Here is a 26149-nt window from a genome sequence, read left to right as displayed (position 1 = left end):
CTCCTTCTCAACGCATCACAAACGGATCGGGCATCGGCGCCGTGGACAGGTTGATCCACACGGTCTTCAGCTCGGTATAGGCCAGCACCGAATCGATGCCGCTCTCGCGGCCGTAGCCGCTGTTCTTGAAACCACCGATCGGCGCCATGGCCGAGACCGCGCGGTAGGTGTTGACCCAGATGATCCCCGAGCGCACGTCGCGCGCCAGGCGATGGGCGCGGCCCAGGTCGCGGGTCCAGATGCCGGCGGCCAGGCCGAACTGCGAGTCGTTGGCCATGGCCAGCGCTTCTTCCTCGGTCTTGAAGCGGATCACCGCGGCGACCGGGCCGAATACTTCTTCCTGCATGATGGTCATCGAGTTGCTGTCGCACTCGAACAGGGTCGGCTCGTAGAACCAGCCGTCGCCTTCGACCTCGGCGCGCTTGCCACCCAGGCGCAGCTTGGCGCCCTCGGCCTTGGCCGCAGCGACCAGACCTTCGACCACGGCCAGTTGCTGGGCGGTGGCCATCGGGCCCATCTCACTGGCATCGTCCTGCGGGTTGCCGATGCGGATGCGCTTGGCCCGCTCGATCAGGCGCTCGACGAACTCGTCGAAGATCTCGTCCTGCACCAGCAGGCGCGAGCCGGCCACGCAGCTTTGCCCGGAGGCGGCATAGATGCCGGCCACTGCGCCATTGATGGCGCTGTCCAGGTCGGCGTCGGCGAAGATGATGTTCGGCGACTTGCCGCCCAGCTCCAGCGACAGCTTGGCGAAGTTCTCGGCGCTGCTGCGCACCACATGGCGGGCTGTGGCGGCGCCGCCGGTGAAGGCGATCTTGCGTACCAGCGGATGACGGGTGAGCGCAGCACCGGTGCTTGGGCCGTAGCCGGTGACCACGTTGACCACGCCCGCCGGGAAGCCGGCTTCCAGCGCCAGGCGGGCCAGCTCCAGGATAGTGGCTGACGCATGCTCGGAGGGTTTGAGTACGATGGTGTTGCCCGCAGCCAGGGCCGGGGCGAGCTTGATCGCGGTGAGGTACAGCGGGCTGTTCCACGGAATGATGCCCGCCACCACGCCGATGGGCTCGTGCACGGTGTAGGCGAACAGGTCGGGCTTGTCCAGCGGCAGGGTGCCGCCTTCGAGCTTGTCGGCAAGGCCTGCGGTGTAGTGGAAGAACTCCGGCAGGTAGCCGACCTGGCCGCGGGTCTCGCGGATCAGCTTGCCGTTGTCGCGGCTTTCGAGCTGGGCCAGGTGCTCCTTGTTCTCGGCGATCAGGTCACCCAGGCGGCGCAGCAGCTTGCCCCGTGCGGTGGCGGTGAGCCCGCGCCAGGCCTTGCTGTCGAAGGCACGCTGGGCGGCCTGTACCGCCAGCTCGACGTCCTGCTCGCCGGCGTCGGGCAATTGTGCCCAGGGCTGGGCGGTGGCCGGGTCGAGGCTGTCGAAGGTCTTGCCGCTCTGGGCATCGCGCCACTGGCCGTCGATGCACATCTGGAAACGAACGAGGGTCATGCAACTATCCCCTTGGCGGATTCGGTGAGGGTGCGGGCTTGGCTCAGGAAGTCCAGCAGCATGCGGTTGACTTCGCGCGGAGCCTCAACGGGCATCATATGCCGTTGTTCGGGCAGGACCACGCTGCGGGCGCCGGGAATGCGCGCGGCGAGCTGGCGGGTCATGGCCGGGGTGGAGCCGGAATCGAGTTCGCCGGTGGCGATCAGCGTTGGCACCTGGATGCTGCCCAAGTCCGCTTCGCGGTACATGTCCTGGGTGGCGAACAGCGAATAGGTGGTGTGGTAGCCCTGGGGGTCGTTGCTGGCCAGCACCTGGCGGATGGCCGCGACCTGGGCCGGGTTGGCCGCCTTGTACTCGCGGCTGAACCAACGGTCCAGCGCCGCGTCGACGTTGGCGTCCGGACCAAGCTCGGCAGCCTGCGCGGCGCGGGCGATGACACCGGCGCTCTGCTCGGGGCTGCGGTTGAACACGCTGTTGAGCACGACCAGTGCCGACAGCCGCTGCGGGTAGTGCAGGGCGAAGGCGCGCGCGACCAGTCCGCCCATGGAGAAGCCGATGACGGTGGCCTGGGGGATCTGCAGGTGGTCGAGCAGTTCGGCGAGCTGGGTGGCGTAGCCTTGCAGGTCGGTGTCCGGCGCGGGCAGCGCGCTCTGGCCATGGCCGAGCATGTCGTAGGCGATGACCCGGTAGTCGGTGGACAGGCCGACGAACTGGCCACCCCACATTTCCTTGTTCAGGCCCACGCCGTGGATCAGCACCACGGGTTGGCCCTGGCCGAGGCTCAGGTAGCTGGTCCCGGCAGGTGTACGTTCAGCGACAGGCTGAATCATGGATGGCGCTCCTTGAAAGGCCGGTGCCGTGACGCTTGGCTCCGGCCTGTCTGCTTATTGTTATTGAGCGTTGGCTTTCTCGGCAGCCAGTTCTTCCAGGTCGATGTAGCGGTTGCCGATGCGCGGGTGCAGGCGGCCGCCGTCGGAGGCGCCCAGGACCACGACGATCTCGTCGGCGCGCGGGGCGTCTTCGATCTGCATTTCCAGGGTGATGTAGTGCGAGCGCAGGCCTTCGTCGTCCTTCTGCATCATCGGGATCTGGATCGAGGTGCCCGGGCCTCCGCGCTTGTTGGTGAAGCTCAGGTAGCTCTTGGCCTGGACCGCTTCACGGTAGTGGTTGCCAAAGCGCAGGGTGTGGATCACCGCCGACGCGTGCTCGATCTCACCCTCGGCACCGACCACGGCCGCCTTGCCGTATGCCTCGATCTTGTCGGCTCCGCCGATGGCGGCGGTCAGGCGCTCGACCATCAGCGCACCCAGTTCGGAGCAGTTGGCGCGGATTTCCGGCTTGAGGTCTTCGACGAAACCACGGCCAGCCCATGGGTTCTTGATCACCACGGCCAGGCCGACCATGGTCACGGGTTTGTCGGTGGCCTTGCCGCCTTCGATGCGTGTTTCTTCGGAGTAGGTGACGATCTTGCGGATTTCGAAACTCATGGGGGGCTCCTGGATTTTTGGGTTATCAGGCTTTGTTGTCTGATGGTATACCATAATATTGGATGTGCAAGAGGAATGCTGAATTTCTCTTGTACGGTTGCCGGTTAGGGCCCTATCGCGGGCAAGCCCGCTCCTGCAGGGCGCGAGAGGGCTGCTACAGGCAAAAAAATGCCCACCCCCGCACGCAGGAGCGGGCCGTTCCCGCAATCAATCAGACAAAAGGCATTCAGCTGAACGCAGGCACCACTTCCTTGATGAACAGCTCCAGCGATTTGCGTTTCTCTTCGTGCGGCAGGCTGTTGTCACACCAGAAGCTGAACTCGTCGACGCCAAGCTCCTGGTAGTACTTGATCCGCGCGATGATCTCTTCGGGGGTGCCGATCATGGTGTTCTTGCGGATGTTCTCCAGCGCGAACGCCGGCACCTCGGCGAACTTGGACTCGGGGCTGGGCTCCAGGAATCCGTTGACCGGGGTGGTCTTGTTACCGAACCAGGCATCGAAGGTGCGATAGAAGCGCGAGATCGCCTGGGCGCCGATCTTCCAGCCATCAGGCTCGGCCGGGCTGTGCACGTGGGTGTGGCGCAGCACCATCAGTTGCGGGCGCGGCACGTCTGGGTTGTTGTCCAGGGCGGCCTGGAACTTGTTCTTCAGGTCCAGCACCTCTTCGTCACCCTTCATCAGCGGGGTGACCATGACATTGCAGCCATGCTTGACCGCGAAGTTGTGCGAGTCCGGGTCACGGGCGGCGATCCACATCGGTGGCATGCCGTGCTGCACTGGCTTGGGCACGCTGGTAGAGGTGGGGAAGTTGTACACCTCGCCTTCATGGGCGTAGTCGCCCTGCCACAGGGCGCGAACCGCCGGGACCATCTCGCGCAGGGCCTTGCCACCGTCGGTGGCGGGCATGCCACCGGCCATGCGGTCGAACTCGAACTGGTAGGCGCCGCGGGCCAGGCCCACTTCCATGCGGCCGTTGCTGATCACATCGAGCAGGGCGCATTCGCCCGCCACGCGGATCGGATTCCAGAACGGCGCGATGATGGTGCCGGCGCCCAGGCGAATGGTCTCGGTACGGGCAGCCAGGTAGGCCAGCAGCGGCATGGGGCTGGGCGAGATGGTGTATTCCATGGCGTGGTGTTCGCCGATCCATACGGTGCTGAAACCGCCGTGCTCGGCCATCAGGGTCAGTTCGGTCAGGTCTTCGAACAGCTGGCGGTGGCTGACCTGGTCATCCCAACGTTCCATGTGTACGAACAGCGAAAATTTCATGGGGCTTTCCTCGGAGCTTGTTGTGGTCGATGTGGGGACGGCGCGGCACAGGGAAACAAGCCGCGTCCGGAATGACACCGGCTTTGCCGGTGATCGCGGGACGAGCCCGCTCCCACAGAGTCTTGCGTCGAACTGCAGGTATCAGGCGAAGGCGGGCAGGCTTGCCATCTTGCCGCGGCAGTAGACCATCGGTCGTGGGGCGTCCTCAGGCACGATCAGGTTGTGTACCTTGCCGACCATGATGGCGTGATCGCCGCCTTCGTATTCGCGCCACAACTCGCACTCGATGATCGCGGTGGCCCCGGCCAGCAGCGGGTTGCCCAGCTCGCTCAGGGTCCACTGGATGCCGCTGGCCTTGTCCTTGCCTTTTTTGGCGAATGCATAGGCTTCGGCCTGCTGTTCGCCGGACAGCAGATGAATGGCGAAGCGCTTTTGCTTGATCAGTACAGGATAGGAGTCGGAGCTGTAGTTGGGGCAGAACAGCACCAGCGGCGGATCCATGGACAGGGAAGAAAAGGCGCTGGCAGTGAGGCCGACGACCGAGCCGTCGTCGTCCAGGGTGGTGATGACCGTGACGCCGGACGGGAAGGAACCCAGGACGTGCTTGTAGACGGTTGCGTCGATCATGGCGTGTACCTCTAAGGGGCGTGCGGTGGTCCGCGTTTTTTATCGTTGATGTGTCTGATGGTATACCGTAATACCTATATTGCAAGCAGAATTTTCCACGCACCGGAACACACGATGAACGGTAAAGGCCCCGTATTCATTGGTCTTGACGACTAGAGCCCTGCGCCACAGTGGCGCACAACGCAGATCAGATGCGCTGAAAAAACGCGGCGCAGTGTTGTCAAAAGTTTGGAATACCATAATATGGTCTTCAGCTGAGAGGCCGCCTCGAGCGGTTTCCATACAACGATAAAAATGATCCTTTCGAGCTGAAATCCTATGTCCCAACCGTCGTCGCAACACCAGTTTGTCGAGAATCATACGGTCGATCATGTTCCCCCCTCCGAGCGCCACGGGAAGGCGCGCGACCTCTTCACCCTCTGGTTCAGCACCAATATCGCGCCACTGCCGATCGTCACCGGCGCTATGGTGGTCCAGGTGTTCCACCTGAACCTGCTGTGGGGCCTGGTCGCCATCGTGATGGGGCATCTGCTGGGCGGGATCGTCATCGCCCTGGCCTCTGCGCAGGGACCGCAGCTGGGCATTCCGCAGATGGTGCAGAGCCGCGGCCAGTTCGGGCGCTACGGCGCCTTGCTGATCGTGTTCTTCACTGCGCTGATCTATGTCGGCTTCTTCATTTCCAACATCGTCCTGGCGGGCAAGTCGATCCACGGTATCGCCCCGAGCGTGCCGATGCCCACGGCCATCGTCATTGGTGCCCTGAGCGCTACGGCCATCGGTGTGATCGGCTATCGCTTCATTCATAGCCTGAACCGCATCGGTACCTGGGTGATGGGCTCGGCGTTGCTGGCCGGCTTCATCATGATGTTCGCCCAGGAACTGCCGGCAGACTTCTTCAGCCGCGGCGCCTTCAACCTGTCGGGCTTCATCGCCACGGTGTCGCTGGGCACCATCTGGCAGATCAGCTTCTCGCCCTACACCTCGGATTATTCGCGTTACCTGCCGCGTGAGATCGGTATCGCCAAGCCGTTCTGGGCGACCTATTTCGGCGCGACCCTGGGCACCATCCTGTGTTTCAGCTTCGGGGCAGTGGCGGTGCTGTGCGTGCCGGAAGGTACTGATGCGATGGATGCGGTGAAGCAGGCCACCGGCTGGCTGGGGCCGATCCTGATGGTGCTGTTCCTGCTCAATATCATCAGCCACAACGCGCTCAACCTGTATGGTGCGGTGCTGTCGATCGTCACCGCGATCCAGACGTTCGTCGCTCACTGGACGCCGAGCGTGCGGGTGCGGGTAGTGCTGGCGTCGGTGATCCTGCTCGGGTGCGGGCTGGTGGCGCTGAATGCCTCGGCGGGGTTCATCGGCCAGTTCATCGGCCTGATCCTGGCACTGCTGCTGGTGCTGGTGCCCTGGGCGTCGATCAACCTGGTGGACTTCTACCTGATCAAGAAGGGCGAATACGACATCGCTTCGTTCTTCCGCGCCGATGGCGGGATCTATGGTCGCTTCAACCACCACGCCATCGTCGCCTATGTGTGCGGGATTCTGGTGCAACTGCCGTTCGCCAATACGGCGTTGTATGTGGGGCCGTATTCGAACATCGTCGAGGGTGCCGACCTGTCGTGGCTGTTCGGGTTGCTGGTGACGGTGCCGCTCTATTATTGCCTGGCGACTCGCGGCACGGCGGTGAAGGCGGGACGTGCAGTAGGTGTGAGCGACTAGTTGGTTGGCAAGAGGGCCGCAAAGCGGCCCCCGGTGTTTCAGTTCACACCTTGAACTGCGCCACCATCCCGTTCAATTCCACCGCCAGGCGCGACAGATCCTGCGCCGCAGCGCTGGTCTGGTTGGCGCCCGCCGAGGTCTGCATCGCCAGGTCGCGGATGTTCACCAGGTTGCGGTCCACCTCACGTGCCACCTGGGCCTGCTCTTCGGATGCGCTGGCGATCACCAGGTTGCGCTGGTTGATCGCGGCGATCGCCTCGGCAATCAGTTCCAGGGCCTGGCCCGCCGCCTGGGCAATCTCCAGGGTGCCGCTGGCACGGCCCTGGCTGCTGTGCATCGAGCCCACGGCGCGCTCGGTGCCGGTCTGGATACCCCCGATCATCTGTTCGATTTCTGCGGTGGACTGCTGGGTCCGGTGCGCCAGTGCCCGCACTTCATCGGCGACCACGGCAAAACCACGCCCGGCCTCACCGGCCCGTGCGGCTTCGATGGCGGCGTTGAGCGCCAGCAGGTTGGTCTGCCCGGCGATCGAGCCGATCACATCGAGCACGCGGCTGATTTCGTTGGCGCTGTTGGCCAGCTGTTCGATCTCGCTGGAGGTGCCGGTGACGTCCTCGACCAGTTGCTGGATCGAGCTCAGTGCCTGGTTGACCTGGTCGCGGCCATCGCGGGTGGTCTGGTCGGCGCCCTGGGAGGCGTCGGCGGTGCTGACCGCGTTGTTGGCCACTTCCTCGACGGCAGCGGTCATCTGGTTGACGGCCGTGGCGGCCTGGTCGATCTCGGCACTTTGCTGGTGCAGGCCGCGGCTGGTGTCTTCGGTGACGGTGTGCAGCTCTTCGGACGCCGAGGCCAGTTGGTCGGACGAGGCGGCGATCTTGCGGATGGTGTCGCGCAGGCTTTCCTGCATGCGGCTCAAGGCCCGCAGCAGCAGCGCCGGCTCGTCACGACCGACGATGCGGATTTCCTGTGTCAGGTCGCCGGTGGCCACGCGCTCGGCGACGCTCACGGCTTCGGCCAGCGGTACGACGATGCTGCGAGTCAGCAGCACGGCGATGGCCACCAGCGCGAGGATGATCACCACCAACGACAGCACGATCAGGGCAAAGGCTTCGTCATAGGCGTCACTGCTGCGCTGCGAGGCTTTGTCGGCGCCGTCGGAGTTGTACTGGATCAGGGTGCCGAGCGCTTTCATCATCGAGTCGGCGTATTCGGCCAGCGGGCCGTTGACCAGGCGTTTAGCCTCGACAATGTCGCCATTGGCCGCGGCATCGCGGATCGACTTCTGCAGGCCGTGGTAGCGCTGGGCGAGGGAGACGAAGTTATCGAACAGGGCGCGGTCGTCCTTTTCGATGATGGTCGATTCGTAGGATTTGATGCCTACCTCGAGCGAAGCATTGATCTCGCCGATGCGGCCGAGAGTTGCCTGGCGGACGGCGGGGTCTTCCTCGATCACGCTGCGCAGAGTCATGGCGCGGGCGCGACCGAGATTGGTGCTGACCTCGTTCAGATAAATGATCGCCGGAATCCAGGTGACACGGATCTCATCGGTGGCGCTGTCCATGCGCCGGGTTTCGTACAGCGATATCAAGCCCATGACCAGTACCAGGACGCCCAGCAGCGTAAATACGCTGGCTGCCCGGATACCGATCTTCATATTCCTTAACTGCATGGAGCTACTCCTTGAATGTGGCGTGCAGGCTTCAAGCGCTGGGGCGCGGGGCCGGAACCGGCGAAAGGGCCAGGCGTCTCGGTGCGCTGCGGGAAAGTACAATATCCTTAAATTTAGTGGGTTTTTTGACGTCAATAATGCCACGGTGCCACTATTATTGACCAGTCATTCAATGTAACTACAGGTACAAACAGATCCGTCATTTTTTGACGGATCTGTCAGGTTTATTCGCTTAAACGATGGCGATCATTGGATCGGCAGCGGCCAGGGCCTTGCTGCGATCAGCCTCTGGCGGGTAGATCCACACCGAGTTGATCTGGCGCTTGAGCTGCTTGCCTTCGTCACCCTGCAGCTTCAGTTCACGTTCCCAACCTTCGCTGAACGCCGCGCCCCAGTCGCCCAGGTCGAGGCAGGTGACGTACTTGGGCTGGCGATACACCACCGGCGCCTCGCCGAGCAGGTCGGCCATGGCATTGTTGCCCGAGTGACGGCCCATGGGGATGGCATGCTGGCAGGTCATCAGCGCGTGGTTGCCCAGGTCATCGACTGCGGCCCAGGCCACGTCGCCGGTGGCGTAGATGTACTGCTGACCGATGACCTTGAGGTGCTCGTCGACGCGCAGGCGGCCCTGGGCATCGCGCTCGCCGGCGATCTGCGCGGTCAGCGGGCTGGCCTTGACGCCTGCGGTCCAGATCACCGTCTTGCTGGCGATGTACTCGCCGTTATCCAGGGTCACGCCACCGGTATCCACCGCGATCACCGAAGCATTGGTGAGCCATTGCACGCCGGCGTGCTGTGAGGCGGCAACGATGGCTGGGGTGATGCCTGCACCGAGGGCTGCGCCGACCTGTGCGCCGCGATCAATCACGATCACGCGGATATTGGCCTGCTCGCCGAGTACTGCGCGCAAGCGGGCAGGCATTTCGGTGGCGGTCTCGATACCGGTGAAACCGCCGCCGCACACCACCACGGTGTCGCGGGCCGGGGAGGCCGGCAGGCTGGCGAGGTCGGTCAGGTGCTGCTCCAGCTTGATCGCCGACTCCATCTGGTCGACATCGAAGCTGTGCTGGTCCAGGCCCGGTAAGGCGGGGCGGGCGACCTGGCTGCCGGCGGCCAGCACCAGGCGGTCATAACCCAGGTGGCGGGTCTGGCCATTGGCGTCGATATAGGTGACCGAGCGTGCGTCGGCATCGATGGATTGGGCATGGCCCTGGATGAAATTCACCCCTACAGCCTCGAACAGCTCGCCAAGCGGCGCTTTCATCGAGTGCACATCGGCCTCGTAGAAGCGCGGGCGGATGCGCAGCTCGGCCTGCGGTGCGAGCACGCTGATGTGGATGTCGCCACGCTTGGCGAGGTCGAGCAGGCGGGCGGCACTCAGGGCGCTCCAGACGCCGGCAAAACCGGCACCGATGATCAGGATGTGTGGATTCATGGACAGGCTCCGCGAGAGGGTCGAAGGGTTTTGGGTCGAGGTTCGGCGTGCGCTGCTGCGCTTGTCGAGTAACTACGACTCTATTGGTCGTAGTTTAAAACGACAAGTTTTTTTTTAACGGGCAGTCGCAGGCGGCCCTCGCTTTGCAGGTAAAGCAGCGATAAATCAGGGGTTATGGGCGATTGAAAAAAATAGGCGGGCGACCGGTGGTGGCCGACGGCTTTGCCAGTTTCTGGAGAAGGGCGTACTATTTGCGACAAATTTGGTCGGAGATTGATATGTCGTTATACAGCGCGGGCGTCGAGTACGGCATTCACTGCCTGCTGTTTCTCATCGACGAGCGCGGCGACAGCCGCGAGTCCAGCGTGCGCGATCTCGCCGAACTGCAAGGGGTGCCGCAGGAATACCTGGCCAAGGTCTTCACCAAGTTGGCGCGTGCCGGGCTGGTGGCGGCCACCGAAGGCGTGCGCGGCGGTTTTCGCCTGGCCCGGCCTTCGGATGAAATCACCGTGCTGGATATCGTCAATGCCATCGATGGGCCGAAGAAGATCTTCGATTGCCGCGAGATCCGCGAGCGCTGCTCGCTGTTCGACGGCACGGCGCCAGGATGGGCAACCGAGGGCACCTGTGCCATCCATGCGGTGATGCTCAGCGCGCAGAAACGCATGGAAGAGGCACTGGCCCAGCAGACCATCCTCGACCTGGCGCGGCGTTTCGGGCGCAAGGCGCCGGCCGAGTTCGGGCAGAAGGTCAACGACTGGATGAGCGAGCGGCGCGATGGCAAGGGTGGGGCGGCGGAAATCGCGCTCAAGCAGCTCTAGTCTGTGGCGCTCCCGTAAAACACTGCCAGCCAGACTGTCGTCGCATCGGCTTGCGTCCACTCTACGCGGTGCCTGCAATGTGGCGGGATATCCAGGTGGTCGCCCGCCTTTAGTATGCGTATTTCGCTCTCGTGCTCCAGGCGTAACCCGGCGCTGCCGCTGAGTACCACCACCCACTCGCCTTCGGCCTGGTCGTACCAGAAACCGGGCGGGCTGCATTGGCCGCTGGAGACGATGCGCTCGATGCGCAGTCCCGGGCGGCGCAGCAGCTCGTCGAATTGCTCGGCTGTTGCAGGGTCGAGCGGGGGCAGGGGGCTGAACAGGTTGTCGGGCATGGACGTTTGCCTTTCTTGATTCCGGACTGTGATTGTAGGAAGGTTCCGGGATTTTCTGCACGGAACCACGCCAATGGACAAGCTGCTAGCCATCAAGATGTTCATGGCGACTGTTGAGGCTCAGGGCTTTTCCGCTGCCGGCCGAAGGCTCGGGGTCGCGACCTCGTCGGTGACGCGCCTGGTCGATGCGTTGGAAAGCGAGCTGGGTACCAGCCTGCTCAACCGCTCGACCCGGCAGGTCAGCCTGACCGAGGCGGGCGTCGGCTACTATCAGCGCGCCCGCGCTATCGTCGCGGCCCTGGCCGAGGCCGATGCCAGCGTCGCCGATCGTGGACAGGAACCGGTGGGCGTGCTCCGCCTGTGCCTGCCTGTGGAGTTCGGGCGGCGGATGATCGCGCCACACCTGGGGCGCTTCATGGCCCGCTACCCCGCGCTGGAGCTGGATATCGACCTGAGCGATCGCTTCGACGATTTGCTCGACGGACGCTATGACCTGTCCATTCGCCTGGGTGATCCGGCGCCGAGCGACGAGCTGGTCAGCCGTACCCTGGGCACTTTCGAGCGCTGGCTGGTGGCCAGCCCGGACTACCTGGCCAGCCATCCTGCGCTCGAGCACCCCGCGCAACTGAGCGAGCATGCCTGCTTGCGCTTTCGCTATGGCGGCCTGGGGCGACCGTGGCAACTGCGCCAAGGTGATGAGCTGATCGAGGTGGATGTGACCGGGCCCTTGCGCTGCGCCAACTCCGATTTACTGCGCGAGGCGGCGGTGGCGGGCAGTGGTGTCAGCCTGCTGGCTGACTGGTTGGTACGGGACGATGTCACTGCCGGGCGTCTGGTGCGGTTGTTCCCGGGCTGGCAGGCCAATCCGATCGCTGCCAGTGGCAATATCAACGCCTTGTATCTGCCCAACCATCGTTGGTCGCGGCGGGTAACGGCTTTCATCGAGTTCTGCGAGTCGTTGCTCAGGCCTTGAGCGTGGTGGCGTTGCGCCTGGCGCAACGGCGCTTTGCGCTGTGGCCCGATTCCCTCGGCAGGCCCTGGCCGCTAAGGTGCGTGGCATGTCTTGCCATGTGTGAAGAATCTGAAATGACTGCTTCTTTAGCGACATCCTCTACATCCGGCACATCACTGAGCCGAGGCCTGGTGACGCTGCTGGCGTTCTGCTGTGGTGCCATCGTTGCCAACATCTACTACGCCCAACCCATCGTCGGCCTGATTGCGCCTGACCTTGGGCTGTCCACCGAGCGTGCCAGCCTGATCGTCTCGCTTACCCAGCTGGGTTACGCCCTGGGCCTGCTGTTGCTGGTGCCGTTGGCCGACCTGGTGGAGAACCGTCGGCTGATGATCGCCACGGCTGTGCTGTCTTGCGCCAGCCTGCTCCTGGCGGGCAGCAGCGGGCATGGCCAAGGTGAGCTGTTTCTCGGTTATGCCTTGCTGATCGGCTTCAGTTCGGTGGCGGTGCAGATGCTGATCCCACTGGCTGCGCATCTGTCGCCGGAGCAACAGCGTGGCCGGGTGGTGGGCAACATCATGGGTGGCCTGCTATTGGGCATCCTGCTGGCACGGCCCTTGTCGAGCCTGGTGGCCGATCACTTCGGCTGGCGTGCCGTGTTCCTGGGGGCGGCGGTGCTGATGGCGGCTATCGTCGTGCTGCTGGCCGTGACCCTGCCGCGGCGTGTGCCGGAGCACAAGGCCAGCTACGTCGAGTTGATGGCCTCGCTGGGCGGGCTGCTTCGGCGCTACCCGTTGCTGCGCCAGCGTTCGCTGTATCAGGGCCTGATGTTCGCGACGTTCAGCCTGTACTGGACCGCCGTGCCCTTGGCGCTGGCGACCGAACATGGCCTGTCGCAGAGCCAGATCGCGTTGTTCGCGCTGGTGGGCGCGGTGGGCGCGATTGCTGCACCGATTGCCGGTCGCCTTGCCGATGCCGGGCATGCGCGCCAGGCGTCGTTGCTGGCCTTGGTGCTGGCGCCAGTGTCGCTGCTGTTCGGATTGAGTGCGCCGGGCTACAGCGTGATCGGCCTGGGGTTGACCGGGGTGTTGCTGGACTTCGCCGTGCAGATGAACATGGTGATCGGCCAGCGTGAGGTGTACGCGCTGGACCCGGCCAGCCGTGGGCGGCTCAATGCCGTGTACATGACCAGTATCTTCATCGGCGGTGCGCTGGGGTCGGCGGTGGCCAGTGCCTTGTATGCGGGTTATGGCTGGAATGGCGTGGCGCTGGTGGGCGCGGTATTGCCGGGGCTGGCGCTGGTGATCTTCCTGATGGTTGCGCGACGGGCTTGAACCACCCTTCGGTAGGCGCGGGCCAAGTCGCAGCGGCGAACCGCCCCTCCTGTCGAGGAGCAGGTTACGCCTGCATCTCTTTGATCAACGCCCACAGCCGTGGGTCGTTGTAATCCTCGATCACCAGTTGCGCGCCGGCCTGCAGCAGGCGCTCGGCTGGTTGGGTGGTGGCCAGGGCCACGGTGAAGATCCCGGCGTCGACCGCCGCTTTCACGCCGGGCAGTGAGTCCTCGAAGGCCAGTGCCTGCTCGGCCTTGGCTTCCAGGCGCTGGAGGCCGGTGAGGTAGGGCAAGGGGTCGGGCTTGGGCCGGGCCAGCTCGTCGGCCACCAGCACATGCTCGAAGCGCTTGCCCAGGCCCATGGCCCCTAGCATGTGCTCGGCATTCAGCCGTGGGGCATTGGTCACCACGCACATGCCGATGCCGTGGCGCTCGGCGTGGTCCAGCAGGCGCAGCAGGCCCGGCATCGGCTCGAGCGTGGGCGACATGTCGCGGAACAACGCCTCCTTGCGGTCGGCCAGAGCCTTGCACTCAGCTGCATCGGCCTGGGGGAACAGCTCCTTGAACAGCAAACCGTTGGAACGCCCGCTGACCTGGGCGTTGAATTGCTCCTGGGTCAGTTCGCGGCCGTCGTACTCGTGCAGCAGCTTGCGAAATGCCTGCAGGTGGAGGGTGTCGGTGTCGGTGAGGGTCCCATCGAGGTCGAACAGCAGGGCGGTCAGCATCGGGCATCCTGGCAGTGAAGAAACAATTCAGCAGCAGCCATCATACCTGTATTGATCGATGACCGGTCAAGGGCCTCGACATCACGCCATGGGCAGTCGCAAGGTGGCTGCCAGCCCTTTGTGCGGTCGATTTTTCAGTCGCACCTGGCCCCCAAGGCGATCGATGATAGTCGCCACTATCGAAAGACCCAGACCTGCACCGTTCGTGGTGTTACGACTGTAGAACCGTTCGAATACACGGGAAAGACTCGCTTCATCGATACCCGGGCCTTCATCCTCGACCACTAATTCGAAGGCGTTGTCCAGGCGCTTGAGTGACACGATGATGCGGCCTGCCGGCGGTGAATGCTCTACCGCGTTGGACACCAGGTTCTGCAGGGCGATGCCCAGCGCGCCAGCATCGATCACCAAGTGATGGTCGCCTTCGTCGATCTCCAGGGAGGGCTCCAGCCCCCGGTCCAGTATCCATGGGGTCAGATCGGCCAGTGTGTCGGCGACCACTTCGGCCAGGTCTACGCGGGTAGTCGCACGCTGACCCAGCCGGGGTTCGACGCGGGCCAGTGTCAGCAGCTGATTGACCACTCGCGTCAACCGATCGACACCGCCCATGAGAAAGCCCAGCGCTTTTTGCCGCTCGCTATCGTTACTGGCAGCCAAGGCATTCTGTGCATGCAGGCGCAGGACCGCCAACGGCGTGCGCATTTCGTGGGCGGCATCGGCGATGAACCGATGCTCGCGCCGTAGCAGGTCCTTGATCTGGGCCAGCAAGCGGTTGATGGCGGCCTGCATGGGCTCAAGCTCCGAGGGCAGGGGCACCAGTTGCAGGGGCTCCAGCGAGTCGGCGTGACGCCCGCGTATGACATTGGCCATGTTCTGGAGCGGTCCAAGCCCCCAGCCAATGGCGGCCCAGACCAGCAATGCCAATGCCAGGCTGCCGAGTAAAAAAGGCAGCAGCGTGTGACGCACGATGCGGTCGATCAGGTCGTAACGTACGTCGTCACGCTCGCCTACCCAGATCACCCAGTGTTTCTCCGGCACCGGTAACACGAAACCACGCCACTGTTCGCCAGCGGAGGTGAAATCGTAGAAGCCCGCCGCAGTTGGAGGAGGCATGGTCGGTGCGCTGGGGGTATGCACCAGCAGGCCTGCCCCCTCCTGCCACACCTGGAAAGCCAGTTTGCTTTCATACGGGTGCCCGACCTGATGCCGTCCTGCCTTGCTCAGAGCCTCGTTGAAGGCCTGATACAGCACTTCCCGTGAGCCTTCCTGCACCGGCATGTTCATGACGCCCTGTAGCAGGCGAGCATTCTGGGCGAGGTGGGCGTCATAGACTTCGTTAATCTCGCGGCGGCTGTCGTGATAGTTGTAGAGCGCCAGCAGGCCGGTGCCCAGTAGCAGCAATAGCATCACCCGCCAGAGTGTGCGTTGGCGTAGCGAAGTCATGCCTTCGCCTCGACCAGGTAGCCGATCCCGCGCACCGTCCGAATCAGACCGTTGAACAGCTTCTTGCGCAGGTGGTAGATATTGACCTCCAGGGTATTGCTCTCGGGCTCTTCGTCCCAGCCATACAGTAGCTGGGTCAGGCGTTCACGGGTGAAGACCCTGCCCGGTTGCGCCAACAGTTCGTGCAGCAGCAGGTATTCCTTGGGGGTCAGCACCACCTCGTTACCTTTGTAGTGCACTTGCTGGGTGGCCGGATCAAGGCTGACGCCTGCATGCTCGATCAACAGCTTGGCGCGCCCGGCGCTGCGCCGCAGCAAGGCGCGCAAGCGCGCCTTGAGCTCGTTGAGGTCGAAAGGCTTGACCAGGTAATCGTCAGCGCCGGCATCGAGGCCGGAGATACGGTCGTCCAGTGCATCCCGTGCCGTGAGGATTAGCACCGGCAGGCTTTCGCCACCGGCGCGTACCCGTCGCAACAGTTCCAGGCCATCCATGCGAGGCAGACCAAGATCCAGAATCACCAGGTCGAAGCTCTCATGTTGCAGCGCATGCAAGCCACTGACACCGTCACGAAGCCAGTCCAGGGTGTAGCCCTCCTGGCGCAAACCGTCACAGATCCCTTCACCCAGTGCAATTTCGTCTTCAACCAGCAGCAGCCGCATGCTCAGTCCTGTTTGTCCTTGATCATTTTCATTAAAGCATCGATATCGCCGCGCCGACCTTGGTCAGCCAACTCACGTCCTGGTCGCGGTGGGGCTTGCAAGGCTTTGTGCAGGGCTTGAGTGGCTTCAGGATAACGCTTCTGCCGGTAGAGGTGATCGGCCCAGAAGTAGTTGCTGTCGATCCCGTTGGGGTTGATCTGCAGGGCTTGGCGCAGCAAGGCGTCTGCCTTGTCGGAATCGCCGAACCCGATCGGCCAGCCAGGCACTTGGTCGTATAGCGTGCCGAGACTGGTGTAGGCCGAACCCTGCAAGGCGTTGGGGTCCAGTTTCATGGCTTGTTCCAGGCTGGCCTTCGCCGCCTTGACCTTGCTCAATGCGCCAAGGCCACCTGTAGCCCCGGCCCAGCTGCTGTTGATGATGCCTTGCCAGATCAAGGGTTCAGGGGTGCCGGGGTACTGATGCACGAACGTGGCGGCATCGCCAGCCAGCTTTTCAAGCGCGTCGGCGCGTTTTTCCTTGGGCAGTTGATACTGGATCTGCGCCCAGCGCTGCTGCAGGCTGCTCAGGTGTTCGGAGCCGGCTTGGTCCAATGCCCAGGTCAAAGGTGTGAATGCCAGCAAGCTGGCGACGAACAGGCGCTTCATTTGATTGACTCCTTGGAGTGGTTACCGATATAGCGGCGAATGACGGGCAGTTGCTTGCGTAGCGCGCGATCGACGATGCCTGGCAGCATGCTGTTGATTCGCACGAAGAGTTTTTCCGGCCAGCCCAGGTATACCTCGCTGCGCTCGGACTCCACGGCCTCGAGCACAGCGCGCGCGACATCTGCCGGGTCGTCCATGCCGACCTTCAGCGCCTGGTTGAGCGCGGTCGCGGCGCTGCTGTTCATGGCGGTATGAGTTGCCCGTGGGGCGGCGTACAGGACGTTGACCGTGGTGTCGGCCAGCTCACGGCGTAACGCCTCCGAGAACCCGCGCAAGGCGAACTTGCTGGCGCAGTAGGTGGCGTAGCCCGGATAGCCGATCGATCCATAGGTTGAGCCGACGTTGACCACCAGCGCCTTGGGCTGAGCACGCAGCAGTGGCAGGCAGGCACGTGTCAGTTGCAGCGGCGCCGTCAGATTGATGTCCAGCAGTTCGTCGAGCGCCTGCTCGTCCAGCTGATCGAGCAGGGCGAAGCTGTTCACGCCAGCGGCGTTGATCAGCACGTTGACGTGGCCCCTCTCGCGGGCGCGGGCGACCACCTGTTCTCGCCCCTCTCGTGTGCGCAGGTCGGCGGCTTGCCAGTACAGACGGTCCGGGTATCGGTTCATCAGGCTGGCCAGCTTGCCCATATGTCGGCTGACGGCCAGCACCTGGGCACCGGCAGCGCACAACTGCTCGGCCAGCTCCAGGCCAATGCCGCCACTGGCGCCGGTAAGGATCACGACAGATTCAGGCAAACGCATGATTCACCTCATGCTGCCCAGCGCGTGGCAAGCCTTGGAACATCTCGGTGTACAGGCGATAGACGACTTTCGCTGCGTGGATGACGGCCTGTTGATCCGCAGCATCGTCGAGACGGTCCATCAACTGTTTGTAGGTCTGCATGTGGCCCTGGTCGAGCGCACCATGGGAGCTGAGGTAGCTGAACGCTTGGTTGGGCAGGCCCAGGGTGCTTTGGATGGTGCCCGCCGCCTGGGTGGCCAGGGCGATGCTGGTGCCTTCGAGCACGTTGACCATGCCGAACAGGCCGACCGGGTTGCCGCGAGCAATCAGGTCGTAGAGGTAGGCGACCATCAGCTCTATCGACAGTGCCGGTCGACCATCACGTACCGCTTCCCAGTCACCGCCGCACGCCTTGATGTCGTTGAGAATCCACTGCTCGTGGCCGTACTCCTCCTCGATGTATTCGCACACCGCGCCGCGCAGCCACTCCAGCCGCGACGGCAAGCGTGCGCCACAGGCCATCATCAGTGGAACGGTGTGACGAACATGGTGGTAGGCCTGGGTCAGGAAGGCGACATAGCTGTCCAGGCTGACCTGGCCGGCCAAGGCTTCACGGATCACCGGCACAGCGAACAATGCCTGGCGTTGTTGGGCTGTCTGTGTTTGCAGGGTGTCGAAAAAGGACATGGTAGACCTCACAAAGTAATGTCGGATAACAACGTGTGGTAACGCTTCAGGATCGCCTCGCGCCGAGGACGGCCATTGGCAGTCAGGGTCTCGTCATGGATGCTCAGTGGGCTCGGCAAACGGCGCCATGCAGACACTCGGGCGTAATCGGGAAGTTGCGCGTTGCAGTGCTGCACGGCCTGCTCGATGGCTTCATCGCTGGCGGTGGGGTCCAGTGGCCACAGCAGTGCCAGGTTGTGCGGCAAGGCTTCGCCATGTACGAATGCCTGGGCGATGACGCCGCTCTGGGTCAGCTCGGCTTCAACCCACTCTGGGTTGACGTTGCGCCCGAAGCTGGTGATGAACTGGTGTTTCTTGCGCCCGTTCAGGTACAGGTAGCCCTCGTCGTCGAGATGGCCGAGATCGCCGGTCGCCCACCATGACTGGGTAACCGGGGCGTCCTCCAGGTAGCCAAGCAAGGTCGAGCCGGCCACCAGCACCTCGCCGTCCTCGGCAATGCGCACCTGCACGTGGGGCAATGGCTTGCCGACGCTGCCAGGGCGAATGGCCCCCGGACGGTTCAGCGCAACCACAGACGCGCATTCCGACAGACCATACCCTTCGAACACCGGTAGCCCGACCGCTTCGGCCCGTGCCAGCAGGCTTGGCGATACCCGTGCACCGCCCACCGCGACTAAACGCAGTGGGCCAACGCGCATCAGTCCGCGCTCGATGGCCATGACCAGCCCCATCAGCAATTGCGGTACGAGTATCAGGCTCTGCGCACCGCTGAGCGCAATGACGCCCAGCAGCCGCTTGAAGTCGACTTGGCTCGCCCCGTTCATGCCCAACTGCTGCTGCGGATATAGCTGTACGCAGGCGCCCGCCATCAGTGCGGCGTAGACACCAATATTCTCCAGCAGCACACCCACTGGCAGCACTGCCAGATAGTGCAGTGTTTCGGCTGGTCGGCTGGCAGCTTCCAGCTCGCGCGCTACACGCAGTATGGCTTCGGCGCTGAGGCAGACACCTTTGGGGTTGCCGGTGCTGCCAGAGGTGTAGGTGATCTTGGTTGTGCCATCAGGCAATTGCGCGCAGGTCGCGTTTTCGCGTACCCAGAACTCACCATTCTGGACAAATCCCTTGTCTAGCAGATGCGGCGTCCACTGCGTCGTGCACAACACGGCTGATGCACCGCTTTGGACAATGCAGTGATCGAACTGCGCCGCACTGAAGAACGACGGCACGATCACGCAGGGGCGCTCTGCGAACAAGGCCGCCAGATCCCAGAACAACAGCTCAGGGCCGTTATCCAGGGCCAGTACCAATGTACCCGCAGGTTGTCGATGCAGCACCTGAGCGCGCAGCTCCACCTCTGCGAGCAATTGCCGATAGGTGTAACGGTCAGTCGCACCCTTGACCGCCACGGCACCTGCATGATCACGTGCGAACGACATCAGTTGCTCGCGGAAACGCTCCAGTTCACGCAGCATGACCGGCCTCCCTGGCAATCGCGGGAAAGCCCAGTCGTTGGAATACGCCGGATCGGGTCAACGCGTCGAAGCCATCGCCGATGCGCCCGACGAACACCTGGGGGCGTTGGTCATAATAGGTCCCCCATTGGTCTACCTGGCCTGGTAAGCGGTTTGGGTCGGCCGACGCCAGCACGGTGGGTGTCAGTCCTAGCCGCCGAAAGCTGTTGATCAAGGTCGCGGCGCCGGTGAATGCGACCCACTCAAGGCCACGGATGGCAAGCAGCCAGGTGATGGCAATGATAATGATGCGGGCGCTGCCGGCGCTGAGCGAAGCCAGGTTGCCTACCTCGACCATGCAGGCGCGGCTTGGCGAAGTGCCTGTGAGCTGGGAAACGGCGGCCTCCAAGGGCATGTCCAGATACTTTTCGAGGAAAAGCGGACCCTCGCAGGCGGGGCGCACGCCTGCAGCTGCGATCAGTTGGCCGTGACTGTCCTGCAATGCCAGCAGCTCTGGCAGGTAATGCTGCACATCGGCCTGGTGCACGGTGGCAAAACATTGGTGGATAAAGTGCTCCAAGTCCTTGCGCGTGGGGTCATCCGCTCGATGAAGCGACAGGTGCGCGCGATGATCCGGGTGATTGCCGATAGCGAGTGGGAGCAGGCTGCTCCATTGAGATTCGGTCATGAAACTCCCCCCAATTGGGCTTGACGGGGTGGATTATCGGTATCGAATCTGAATGGAATCTGAAGTGGTGCGTTCGATGTCGGTTGCGCGCCACAGGGGCGCTGTTCGAGGGCGTCGGTCTGGGCAAAGACCCGAGGTGCGGCGACGAAGGGGGCTGTTCAGTGTTCCTGGAAAAGAGTACAAATGTGCTCCATGGACAAATTATCCCCCAAACGCCGCGCCATTCTCGAATTCATCCGCGAGCGCATCGCCGACCACGGCCAGCCGCCGAGCCTGGCCGATATCGCCGAGCGCTTCGGTTTTGCCTCGCGCAGCGTGGCGCGCAAGCACATCACCGCCCTGCATGAGGGCGGCTACATCGAGGTCACGCCTAACCAGGCGCGAGGCATTCGCCTGGCCGAACCGCTGCGCCGCCCGGAGATCCTCGAGATTCCGGTGCTTGGCCGGGTCGCCGCCGGTGCACCGATCGGCCCGGACCTGGGCATCCACGAACAACTGCTGATCGACCCCAGCCTGTTCCGCCGCACGCCCGACTACCTGCTCAAGGTGCGGGGCGATTCGATGATCGGCGACGGCATCCTCGACGGCGATCTGGTTGGCATTCTCCAGCAGGCCGATGCCCGTGACGGGCAGATCGTCGTCGCGCGGCTCGATGGCGAGGTCACCATCAAGCGCCTGCAACGGGTGGTTGGCGGCTATCGGCTGTTGCCGCGCAACCCGGCCTATGCCCCCATCGACGTGGGCCCCGAGCACGACTTCTGCATCGAAGGCGTGTTCTGCGGCCTGCTGAGGCGTGACTGATGGGCGCGGTGGTCGATCTCGAGGGGCTGCTCGACCAGCGCCGAATCTGGCGTGGGCGGCAGGTTCAGGCGCGCCCGCTCGGCCTGCAGCCCACCGGTCATGCCGTGCTGGACGAGCGTCTGCCTGAGGGGGGCTGGCCGTCGGCGGCGCTCAGCGAGTTGCTGCTGGCCAGCCCCGGTTGCGGTGAGCTGCAGTTGCTCTGGCCGACACTCGCCCGGCTGAGTGGCGAGGGTGGGCGGGTGGTGCTGGTGGCGCCGCCATTCATTCCCTACGCACCGGCCTGGCAGGCGGCAGGCGTCGATCTGCGCTGGCTGGCGCAGGTCGCGGCTGAGCCGGACGATGCCCTGTGGGCTGCCGAGCAGTGCCTGCGCTCTGGCAGTTGTGCCGCGGTGCTGTGCTGGCCGGAACGCGCCGACGACCGAGCGTTGCGCCGCCTGCAGGTGGCCGCTGAAACCGGCGATGCGCTGGCCTTCGCCTGTCGATCCCAGCAGGCGGCACACAACCCGTCGCCTGCGGCTTTGCGTATCGCCATCGATACGCGTCCGGCACAGTGGCGCGTGCTCAAGTGCCGTGGCGGCCTGGTGCCGGCCACGCCCATCGCTGCTCCCGGACGAGGCTGATGCGCCATGCTCTGGGCCTGCATCCTGCTGCCGCAACTGGCGCTGGACACTGTCCAGCGCGGACGGGACGACGCCGATTCACCACTGGTACTGCTGGGCGGCCCAACTCAACGGCGCGTGTTGCAGGCGGTCAATGCGGCGGCCGCCGACCTGGGCCTGCGCGCCGGGCAGACGTTGGCTGCCGCCCGGGCCCTGGCTGACGGCTTCACCTGTGTCGAGGCCGATCCGGCGCGTATCGATGAGGTACAGCAACTGTTGGCGGCCTGGGCCTATCGGTTCAGCGCCCAGGTCAGCCTGCACTATCCACGTGCGTTGTTGCTGGAGGTGGGGTCGAGCCTGCAACTGTTCGGTCCGTGGTCGAGTTTCGAGGCGCGCCTGCGTACAGAGCTGCAGGGGCTCGGCCTGCGCCATCGTATTGTGCTGGCGAGCAACCCGGTGGCGGCACGCATGCTGGCCAACGGGCACGATGGCTTGGCGCTGACCTGCGCCGAGCAGACGCGCGCGGCATTGGCGAACATGCCTCTGGACCGGGTGGGCTTGCCTGCCGATGCCGCCCAAGCCTTCTCGCGCATGGGCTTGCGTCGGCTGGGGGAGGTCATGGCCTTGCCGCGCGCTGCCCTGGCCAAGCGTTTTGCTGCGCCTGTGCAGTTGCATCTGGACCAACTCTTCGGCCAGCGTGCGCTGGGGCTGGATTTCTATCAGCCGCCAGACCGCTTCGAGTCCAGGCTGGAGCTGAATTTCGATGTGGAATCGCACCAGGCGTTGTTGTTTCCCCTGCGCCGGTTGATCAACGATCTGGCCGCCTTTCTTGCCGGGCGTGACTGCGGCGTGCAGCGCTTCGACCTGCATCTGGAGCACGCCGAAGGGCCGGATACCGTGCTCAAGGTCGGCTTGCTGGCGGCCGAGCGCGAAGCGGCGATGCTCTTCGAACTGGCCCGTGGCCGGCTGGAACCGCTGCGCATTCCGGCACCGGTGCGCAACCTGCGCCTGCTGGCCGACGACCTGCCCCCCTTCGTGCCTCAGCATCGTGCGTTGTTCGACCCGCGCGCGCAGCAGGCCCAGCCCTGGGAACAGTTGCGCGAGCGCCTGCGGGCGCGGTTGGGGGACGAGGCGGTCAAGGGCCTGCGCGCCGAAGCCGATCACCGTCCCGAGCACGCCTGGCAGGCCAGCGAGCAGGGCGCGGCGGGCAGCCTGGCGGTCGCGCCCGGTAGCCGTCCTGGCTGGTTGCTGGCCCAGGCCCTGGCCTTGCCCGAGGGCGGCCTGCAATGGCTTGGCCAGGCCGAGCGCATCGAGTCGGGCTGGTGGGATGGCGGCGATGTGCGCCGTGACTACTACCGCATCGAAACCCGCGAAGGGCTGCGCGGTTGGGCCTACCGCGACCTCGCCCAACCCGGCCCCCTATGGCTGCAGGGCTGGTTCGCATGAGCCTGCCTGAGTATGCCGAGCTGCATTGCCTGTCGAATTTCAGTTTCCAGCGCGGCGCCTCCAGCGCCGACGAGCTGTTTCGTCGAGCCCATGAGCAGGGCTATCAGGCCCTGGCAATCACCGACGAATGCACCCTGGCCGGTATTGTCCGTGCCTGGCAGGCAGCCCGTGAGCATGGCGTAAGGTTGATCGTCGGCAGCGAAGTGCAGGTGCAGGACGGGCCGCGCCTGGTGCTGCTGGTGGAGAACCTGACCGGCTACCAGAGCCTCTGCGCGCTCATCACCCGCGCGCGGCGCCGGGCAGAGAAGGGCGAGTATCGATTACTGGCCGAAGACCTGCAGGCACATTGCGCAGGCTTGCTGGCGCTGTGGATCGCTGACGACCCTGGCGACCCCGAACCCGGTCGCTGGTTGCAGACACTGTTCCCCGACCGCCTGTGGCTGGCGGTGCACCTGCACCGTGGCAGCGACGACGCATCGCGCTTGCAGCGTTTGCGTGTCCTGGCCGGGCAACTGGCGATTCGCGCCGTGGCCTGTGGTGACGTGCACATGCATGTGCGTGGCCGTCGCGCCTTGCAGGATTGCATGACCGCGATCCGCCAGCACTGCACGGTGGCCGAAGCCGGTGGCTACCTCTACCCCAATGGCGAACGTCACCTGCGCAGCCGCGAACAACTGGCCGAACTGCACCCCGGCGACCTGCTGGCCGAAACCCTGGTCATCGCCGAGCGCTGCCGCTTCGAGCTGAGCGAGCTGAAGTACCAGTACCCCCGTGAGCTGGTCCCCGAAGGCCACAGCCCGGCGAGCTGGTTGCGTCGGTTGTGCGAGCAGCGCCTGGCGATACGCTGGCCGCAAGGCGCGAGCGCCGAGGTGTACCAGACCCTCGAAGGCGAGCTGGCGCTGATCGAAGAGTTGGGGTACGAGAGTTACTTCCTCACCGTCCATGACATCGTCGATTTCGCCCGTCGGCAAAACATTCTCTGCCAGGGGCGGGGATCTGCCGCCAATTCGGTGGTGTGTTTCGTGCTGGGGATCACCGAGCTCGACCCGATGACCCACCGCCTGCTGTTCGAGCGTTTCCTCTCACGCGAACGCAACGAGCCGCCTGACATCGACGTGGATTTCGAACACGACCGCCGCGAAGAGGTGATTCAGTACGTGTTCAGGCGCTATGGCCGGCACCGCGCGGCACTTACGGCGGTGGTCAGCACTTATCACGCCGCCGGCGCCGTGCGTGACGTGGCTCGGGTGCTGGGCCTGCCGAGCGACCAGGTGGATGCCCTGGCCAAATGCTGCGGGCGCTGGAGCGATCGCATTCCCGATGCGCAGCGCCTGGCCGAGGCCGGCTTCGAGGCGCAGAGCCCGTCGTTGCGACGCATCCTGGTGCTGGCCGGGGAGCTGATCGGTTTCCCTCGGCACCTGTCGCAGCACCCTGGCGGCTTCGTGATTTCCGAACAGCCATTGGACCAGCTGGTGCCGGTGGAGAACGCCGCCATGCCCGAGCGCACGGTGATCCAATGGGACAAGGACGACCTGGACATGGTCGGCCTGCTCAAGGTCGATGTGCTCGCCCTGGGCATGCTCAGCGCCCTGCGCCGTTGCTTCGATCTGCTCCGGCTGCACCGTGGCCGCGAGCTGACCCTGGCCAGCATCCCCCAGGAAGACCCGGCCACCTACGCGATGATCAGCCGCGCCGAGACCATGGGTGTGTTCCAGATCGAGTCGCGGGCACAGATGGCCATGCTGCCGCGTCTTCAGCCGCGCACCTTCTACGACCTGGTCATCGAAGTGGCGATCGTGCGACCCGGGCCGATCCAGGGGGACATGGTGCATCCGTATCTGCGGCGGCGTCTGAAGCAAGAGCCGGTCACCTATCCTTCGGAAAAGCTCAAGGCGGTTTTCGAGCGCACCCTCGGCGTGCCCTTGTTCCAGGAGCAGGTGATGGAGCTGGCCATGGTTGCAGCCGACTACACCCCGGGCGAAGCCGACCAGTTGCGCCGCAGCATGGCGGCGTGGAAGCGTCATGGCGGGCTGGAGCCGCATCGCGTGCGTTTGCTCGAGGGCATGTTGCGCAACGGTTACGAGCTGGCCTTTGCCGAGCGCATCTTCGAGCAGATCAAGGGCTTCGGCAGCTATGGTTTTCCCGAGTCCCACGCCGCCAGCTTCGCCTTGCTGTGCTATGCCAGCAGTTGGCTCAAGTGCCACGAGCCGGCGATCTTCACCTGCGCGTTGATCAACAGCTGGCCCATGGGCTTCTACAGCCCTGACCAGCTTTTGCAGCAGGCGCGTCGGCAGGGCATCGAAGTGCGACCGGTGGATGTCGTTCACAGCGTCTGGGACTGTACTCTGGAACCGCAGGGCGATGGCGCCCTGGCGATTCGCCTGGGGCTGCGGCAGGTCCGCGGTTTCGGCGAAGACGACGCCCGGCGCCTGGAGCAGGCGCGGGCGCAGCAGCCATGGCGGGATGTCGAGGATCTGTGCCTGCGTGCGTCCCTCGACAGCCGCGCCCGCGCGCGCCTGGCCGATGCCGGTGCCTTGCGTGCCCTGGCTCGCGATCGCCATCAGGCGCGCTGGCAGGTCGCTGCCGTGCAGGCGCAACTGCCGTTGTTCGCTGGGGTCGAGTCTGCGCCTGAGAGCGAAGTGAGCTTGCCGGCGCCGAGTGTGGCCGAAGACCTGTTCGCCGACTACGCGACCCTTGGCACCACACTTGGCCCGCATCCCTTGACGCTGCTGCGTTCACGCCTGCGCGCGCTGGGTTGCCGCAGCTCCCGTGAGCTGGATGGCTTGAGCCATGGCGACAGTGTCGCCGTGGCCGGCATCGTCGTAGGTCGCCAGCGCCCCCAGACGGCCAGCGGCGTGACCTTCGTCACCCTGGAGGACGAGTTCGGCATGCTCAATGTGGTGGTGTGGCGGGATCTGGCCGAGCGACAGCGGCGAGCCCTGGTGGGCTCGCAACTGCTCAAGGTCAGTGGTCGGCTGGAGCAGGAAAATGGTGTCAGACACTTGATCGCGCGGCGGTTGGAGGATGTCAGTGGGTTATTGCGGGGGCTGGATGTGAGGAGTCGGGATTTTCATTAGCCTTCC

Annotated in this window: 24 protein-coding genes; 8 read left to right on the top strand and 16 right to left on the bottom strand. The window is 64.3% G+C overall.

What is annotated here, in order from left to right; translation table 11 throughout:
- Positions 1-7: 7 nt before the first annotated feature.
- The 5 genes from HU748_RS14260 to HU748_RS14240 all read right to left on the bottom strand — a co-directional run bounded on the left by HU748_RS14260 (position 8) and on the right by HU748_RS14240 (position 4873).
- Positions 8-1489, bottom strand: a complete 1482-nt coding sequence (locus tag HU748_RS14260; protein WP_186669142.1) for an aldehyde dehydrogenase — start codon at positions 1487-1489, stop codon at positions 8-10.
- Positions 1486-2319: an alpha/beta fold hydrolase gene (locus HU748_RS14255; RefSeq protein WP_153772754.1), complete on the bottom strand. Its 834-nt coding sequence runs from the start codon at positions 2317-2319 to the stop codon at positions 1486-1488. Before HU748_RS14255 ends, HU748_RS14260 begins: the two co-directional genes overlap by 4 nt.
- Positions 2320-2379: 60 nt before the next feature.
- Entirely contained in the window at positions 2380-2976 is a 597-nt protein-coding gene (locus HU748_RS14250; protein WP_054892016.1) for an amino acid synthesis family protein, read from the bottom strand.
- A gap of 226 nt (positions 2977-3202) precedes the next feature.
- A complete protein-coding gene (locus HU748_RS14245; RefSeq protein WP_186669143.1) occupies positions 3203-4246 on the bottom strand; it encodes an LLM class flavin-dependent oxidoreductase in 1044 nt (347 codons plus the stop codon).
- 141 nt (positions 4247-4387) lie between these two features.
- A complete protein-coding gene (locus tag HU748_RS14240; RefSeq protein WP_186669144.1) occupies positions 4388-4873 on the bottom strand; it encodes a flavin reductase family protein in 486 nt (161 codons plus the stop codon).
- Between the two features lie 318 nt (positions 4874-5191).
- On the opposite strand from HU748_RS14240, the gene HU748_RS14235 reads away from it, so the two are divergent.
- Positions 5192-6595, top strand: a complete 1404-nt coding sequence (locus HU748_RS14235) for a cytosine permease (RefSeq protein ID WP_186669146.1) — start codon at positions 5192-5194, stop codon at positions 6593-6595.
- A gap of 43 nt (positions 6596-6638) precedes the next feature.
- On the opposite strand, the gene HU748_RS14230 is transcribed toward HU748_RS14235, so the two are convergent.
- On the bottom strand, positions 6639-8264 hold the full coding sequence (locus HU748_RS14230) for a methyl-accepting chemotaxis protein (RefSeq protein ID WP_186669148.1): 1626 nt from the start codon (positions 8262-8264) through the stop codon (positions 6639-6641).
- Positions 8265-8496: 232 nt separating this feature from the next.
- Positions 8497-9699 carry an NAD(P)/FAD-dependent oxidoreductase gene (locus HU748_RS14225; protein WP_186669150.1) on the bottom strand — a complete coding sequence of 401 codons (1203 nt, stop codon included), beginning with the start codon at positions 9697-9699 and terminating at the stop codon, positions 8497-8499.
- A gap of 278 nt (positions 9700-9977) precedes the next feature.
- Between HU748_RS14225 and HU748_RS14220 the strand changes: the two genes are divergently transcribed.
- Positions 9978-10520 (top strand): Rrf2 family transcriptional regulator, encoded by a 543-nt coding sequence (locus HU748_RS14220; RefSeq protein WP_186663871.1) that lies wholly within the window; start codon positions 9978-9980, stop codon positions 10518-10520.
- On the opposite strand, the gene HU748_RS14215 is transcribed toward HU748_RS14220, so the two are convergent.
- Complete coding sequence (locus tag HU748_RS14215; RefSeq protein ID WP_186720772.1) at positions 10517-10855, bottom strand: cupin domain-containing protein; 339 nt, start codon at positions 10853-10855, stop codon at positions 10517-10519. The genes HU748_RS14220 and HU748_RS14215 overlap by 4 nt on opposite strands.
- Positions 10856-10928: 73 nt before the next feature.
- Here HU748_RS14215 and HU748_RS14210 point away from each other — a divergent pair, with 73 nt between their 5' ends.
- Positions 10929-11828: a LysR family transcriptional regulator gene (locus HU748_RS14210; RefSeq protein ID WP_186711253.1), complete on the top strand. Its 900-nt coding sequence runs from the start codon at positions 10929-10931 to the stop codon at positions 11826-11828.
- Positions 11829-11941: 113 nt separating this feature from the next.
- The gene (locus HU748_RS14205; protein ID WP_186711254.1) at positions 11942-13141 is read left to right on the top strand and encodes an MFS transporter; all 1200 of its coding nucleotides are present in this window, start codon (positions 11942-11944) and stop codon (positions 13139-13141) included.
- 64 nt (positions 13142-13205) lie between these two features.
- Here HU748_RS14205 and HU748_RS14200 read toward each other — a convergent pair whose 3' ends face one another.
- The 8 genes from HU748_RS14200 to HU748_RS14165 all read right to left on the bottom strand — a co-directional run bounded on the left by HU748_RS14200 (position 13206) and on the right by HU748_RS14165 (position 20220).
- Positions 13206-13865, bottom strand: coding sequence for an HAD-IA family hydrolase (locus HU748_RS14200; RefSeq protein WP_186711255.1), 660 nt, complete (start codon positions 13863-13865; stop codon positions 13206-13208).
- An 81-nt stretch (positions 13866-13946) separates the two neighbouring features.
- The gene (locus HU748_RS14195) at positions 13947-15308 is read right to left on the bottom strand and encodes an ATP-binding protein (protein ID WP_186663878.1); all 1362 of its coding nucleotides are present in this window, start codon (positions 15306-15308) and stop codon (positions 13947-13949) included.
- On the bottom strand, positions 15305-15967 hold the full coding sequence (locus HU748_RS14190; RefSeq protein WP_186663880.1) for a response regulator: 663 nt from the start codon (positions 15965-15967) through the stop codon (positions 15305-15307). Before HU748_RS14190 ends, HU748_RS14195 begins: the two co-directional genes overlap by 4 nt.
- A gap of 2 nt (positions 15968-15969) precedes the next feature.
- A complete protein-coding gene (locus tag HU748_RS14185; RefSeq protein ID WP_186663882.1) occupies positions 15970-16611 on the bottom strand; it encodes a hypothetical protein in 642 nt (213 codons plus the stop codon).
- On the bottom strand, positions 16608-17414 hold the full coding sequence (locus HU748_RS14180; protein WP_186720770.1) for an SDR family oxidoreductase: 807 nt from the start codon (positions 17412-17414) through the stop codon (positions 16608-16610). The genes HU748_RS14185 and HU748_RS14180 overlap by 4 nt, the downstream gene beginning before the upstream one ends.
- Positions 17401-18081: an iron-containing redox enzyme family protein gene (locus HU748_RS14175; protein WP_186663886.1), complete on the bottom strand. Its 681-nt coding sequence runs from the start codon at positions 18079-18081 to the stop codon at positions 17401-17403. Before HU748_RS14175 ends, HU748_RS14180 begins: the two co-directional genes overlap by 14 nt.
- 8 nt (positions 18082-18089) lie before the next feature.
- A complete protein-coding gene (locus HU748_RS14170; protein ID WP_186720769.1) occupies positions 18090-19553 on the bottom strand; it encodes an AMP-binding protein in 1464 nt (487 codons plus the stop codon).
- The gene (locus HU748_RS14165) at positions 19543-20220 is read right to left on the bottom strand and encodes a thermostable hemolysin (protein WP_186720768.1); all 678 of its coding nucleotides are present in this window, start codon (positions 20218-20220) and stop codon (positions 19543-19545) included. The genes HU748_RS14170 and HU748_RS14165 overlap by 11 nt, the downstream gene beginning before the upstream one ends.
- A gap of 183 nt (positions 20221-20403) precedes the next feature.
- On the opposite strand from HU748_RS14165, the gene lexA reads away from it, so the two are divergent.
- The 4 genes from lexA to HU748_RS14145 are packed head-to-tail and all read left to right on the top strand — an operon-like array spanning position 20404 to position 26143.
- A complete protein-coding gene (gene lexA / locus HU748_RS14160; protein WP_186711258.1) occupies positions 20404-21021 on the top strand; it encodes a transcriptional repressor LexA in 618 nt (205 codons plus the stop codon).
- Entirely contained in the window at positions 21021-21641 is a 621-nt protein-coding gene (imuA, locus tag HU748_RS14155; RefSeq protein ID WP_186663894.1) for a translesion DNA synthesis-associated protein ImuA, read from the top strand. The genes lexA and imuA overlap by 1 nt, the downstream gene beginning before the upstream one ends.
- A gap of 6 nt (positions 21642-21647) precedes the next feature.
- The gene (locus tag HU748_RS14150) at positions 21648-23066 is read left to right on the top strand and encodes a DNA polymerase Y family protein (RefSeq protein WP_186663896.1); all 1419 of its coding nucleotides are present in this window, start codon (positions 21648-21650) and stop codon (positions 23064-23066) included.
- The gene (locus HU748_RS14145; RefSeq protein ID WP_202885228.1) at positions 23042-26143 is read left to right on the top strand and encodes an error-prone DNA polymerase; all 3102 of its coding nucleotides are present in this window, start codon (positions 23042-23044) and stop codon (positions 26141-26143) included. Before HU748_RS14150 ends, HU748_RS14145 begins: the two co-directional genes overlap by 25 nt.
- Positions 26144-26149 lie beyond the last annotated feature (6 nt).

Origin of the sequence: Pseudomonas sp. RW3S2, from assembly GCF_014268955.1 — a bacterium.
Taxonomy (GTDB): domain Bacteria; phylum Pseudomonadota; class Gammaproteobacteria; order Pseudomonadales; family Pseudomonadaceae; genus Aquipseudomonas; species Aquipseudomonas wayambapalatensis.
Note: the sequence above shows the minus strand (reverse complement) of the source record. Positions and strands in the feature narration are given on the sequence as shown.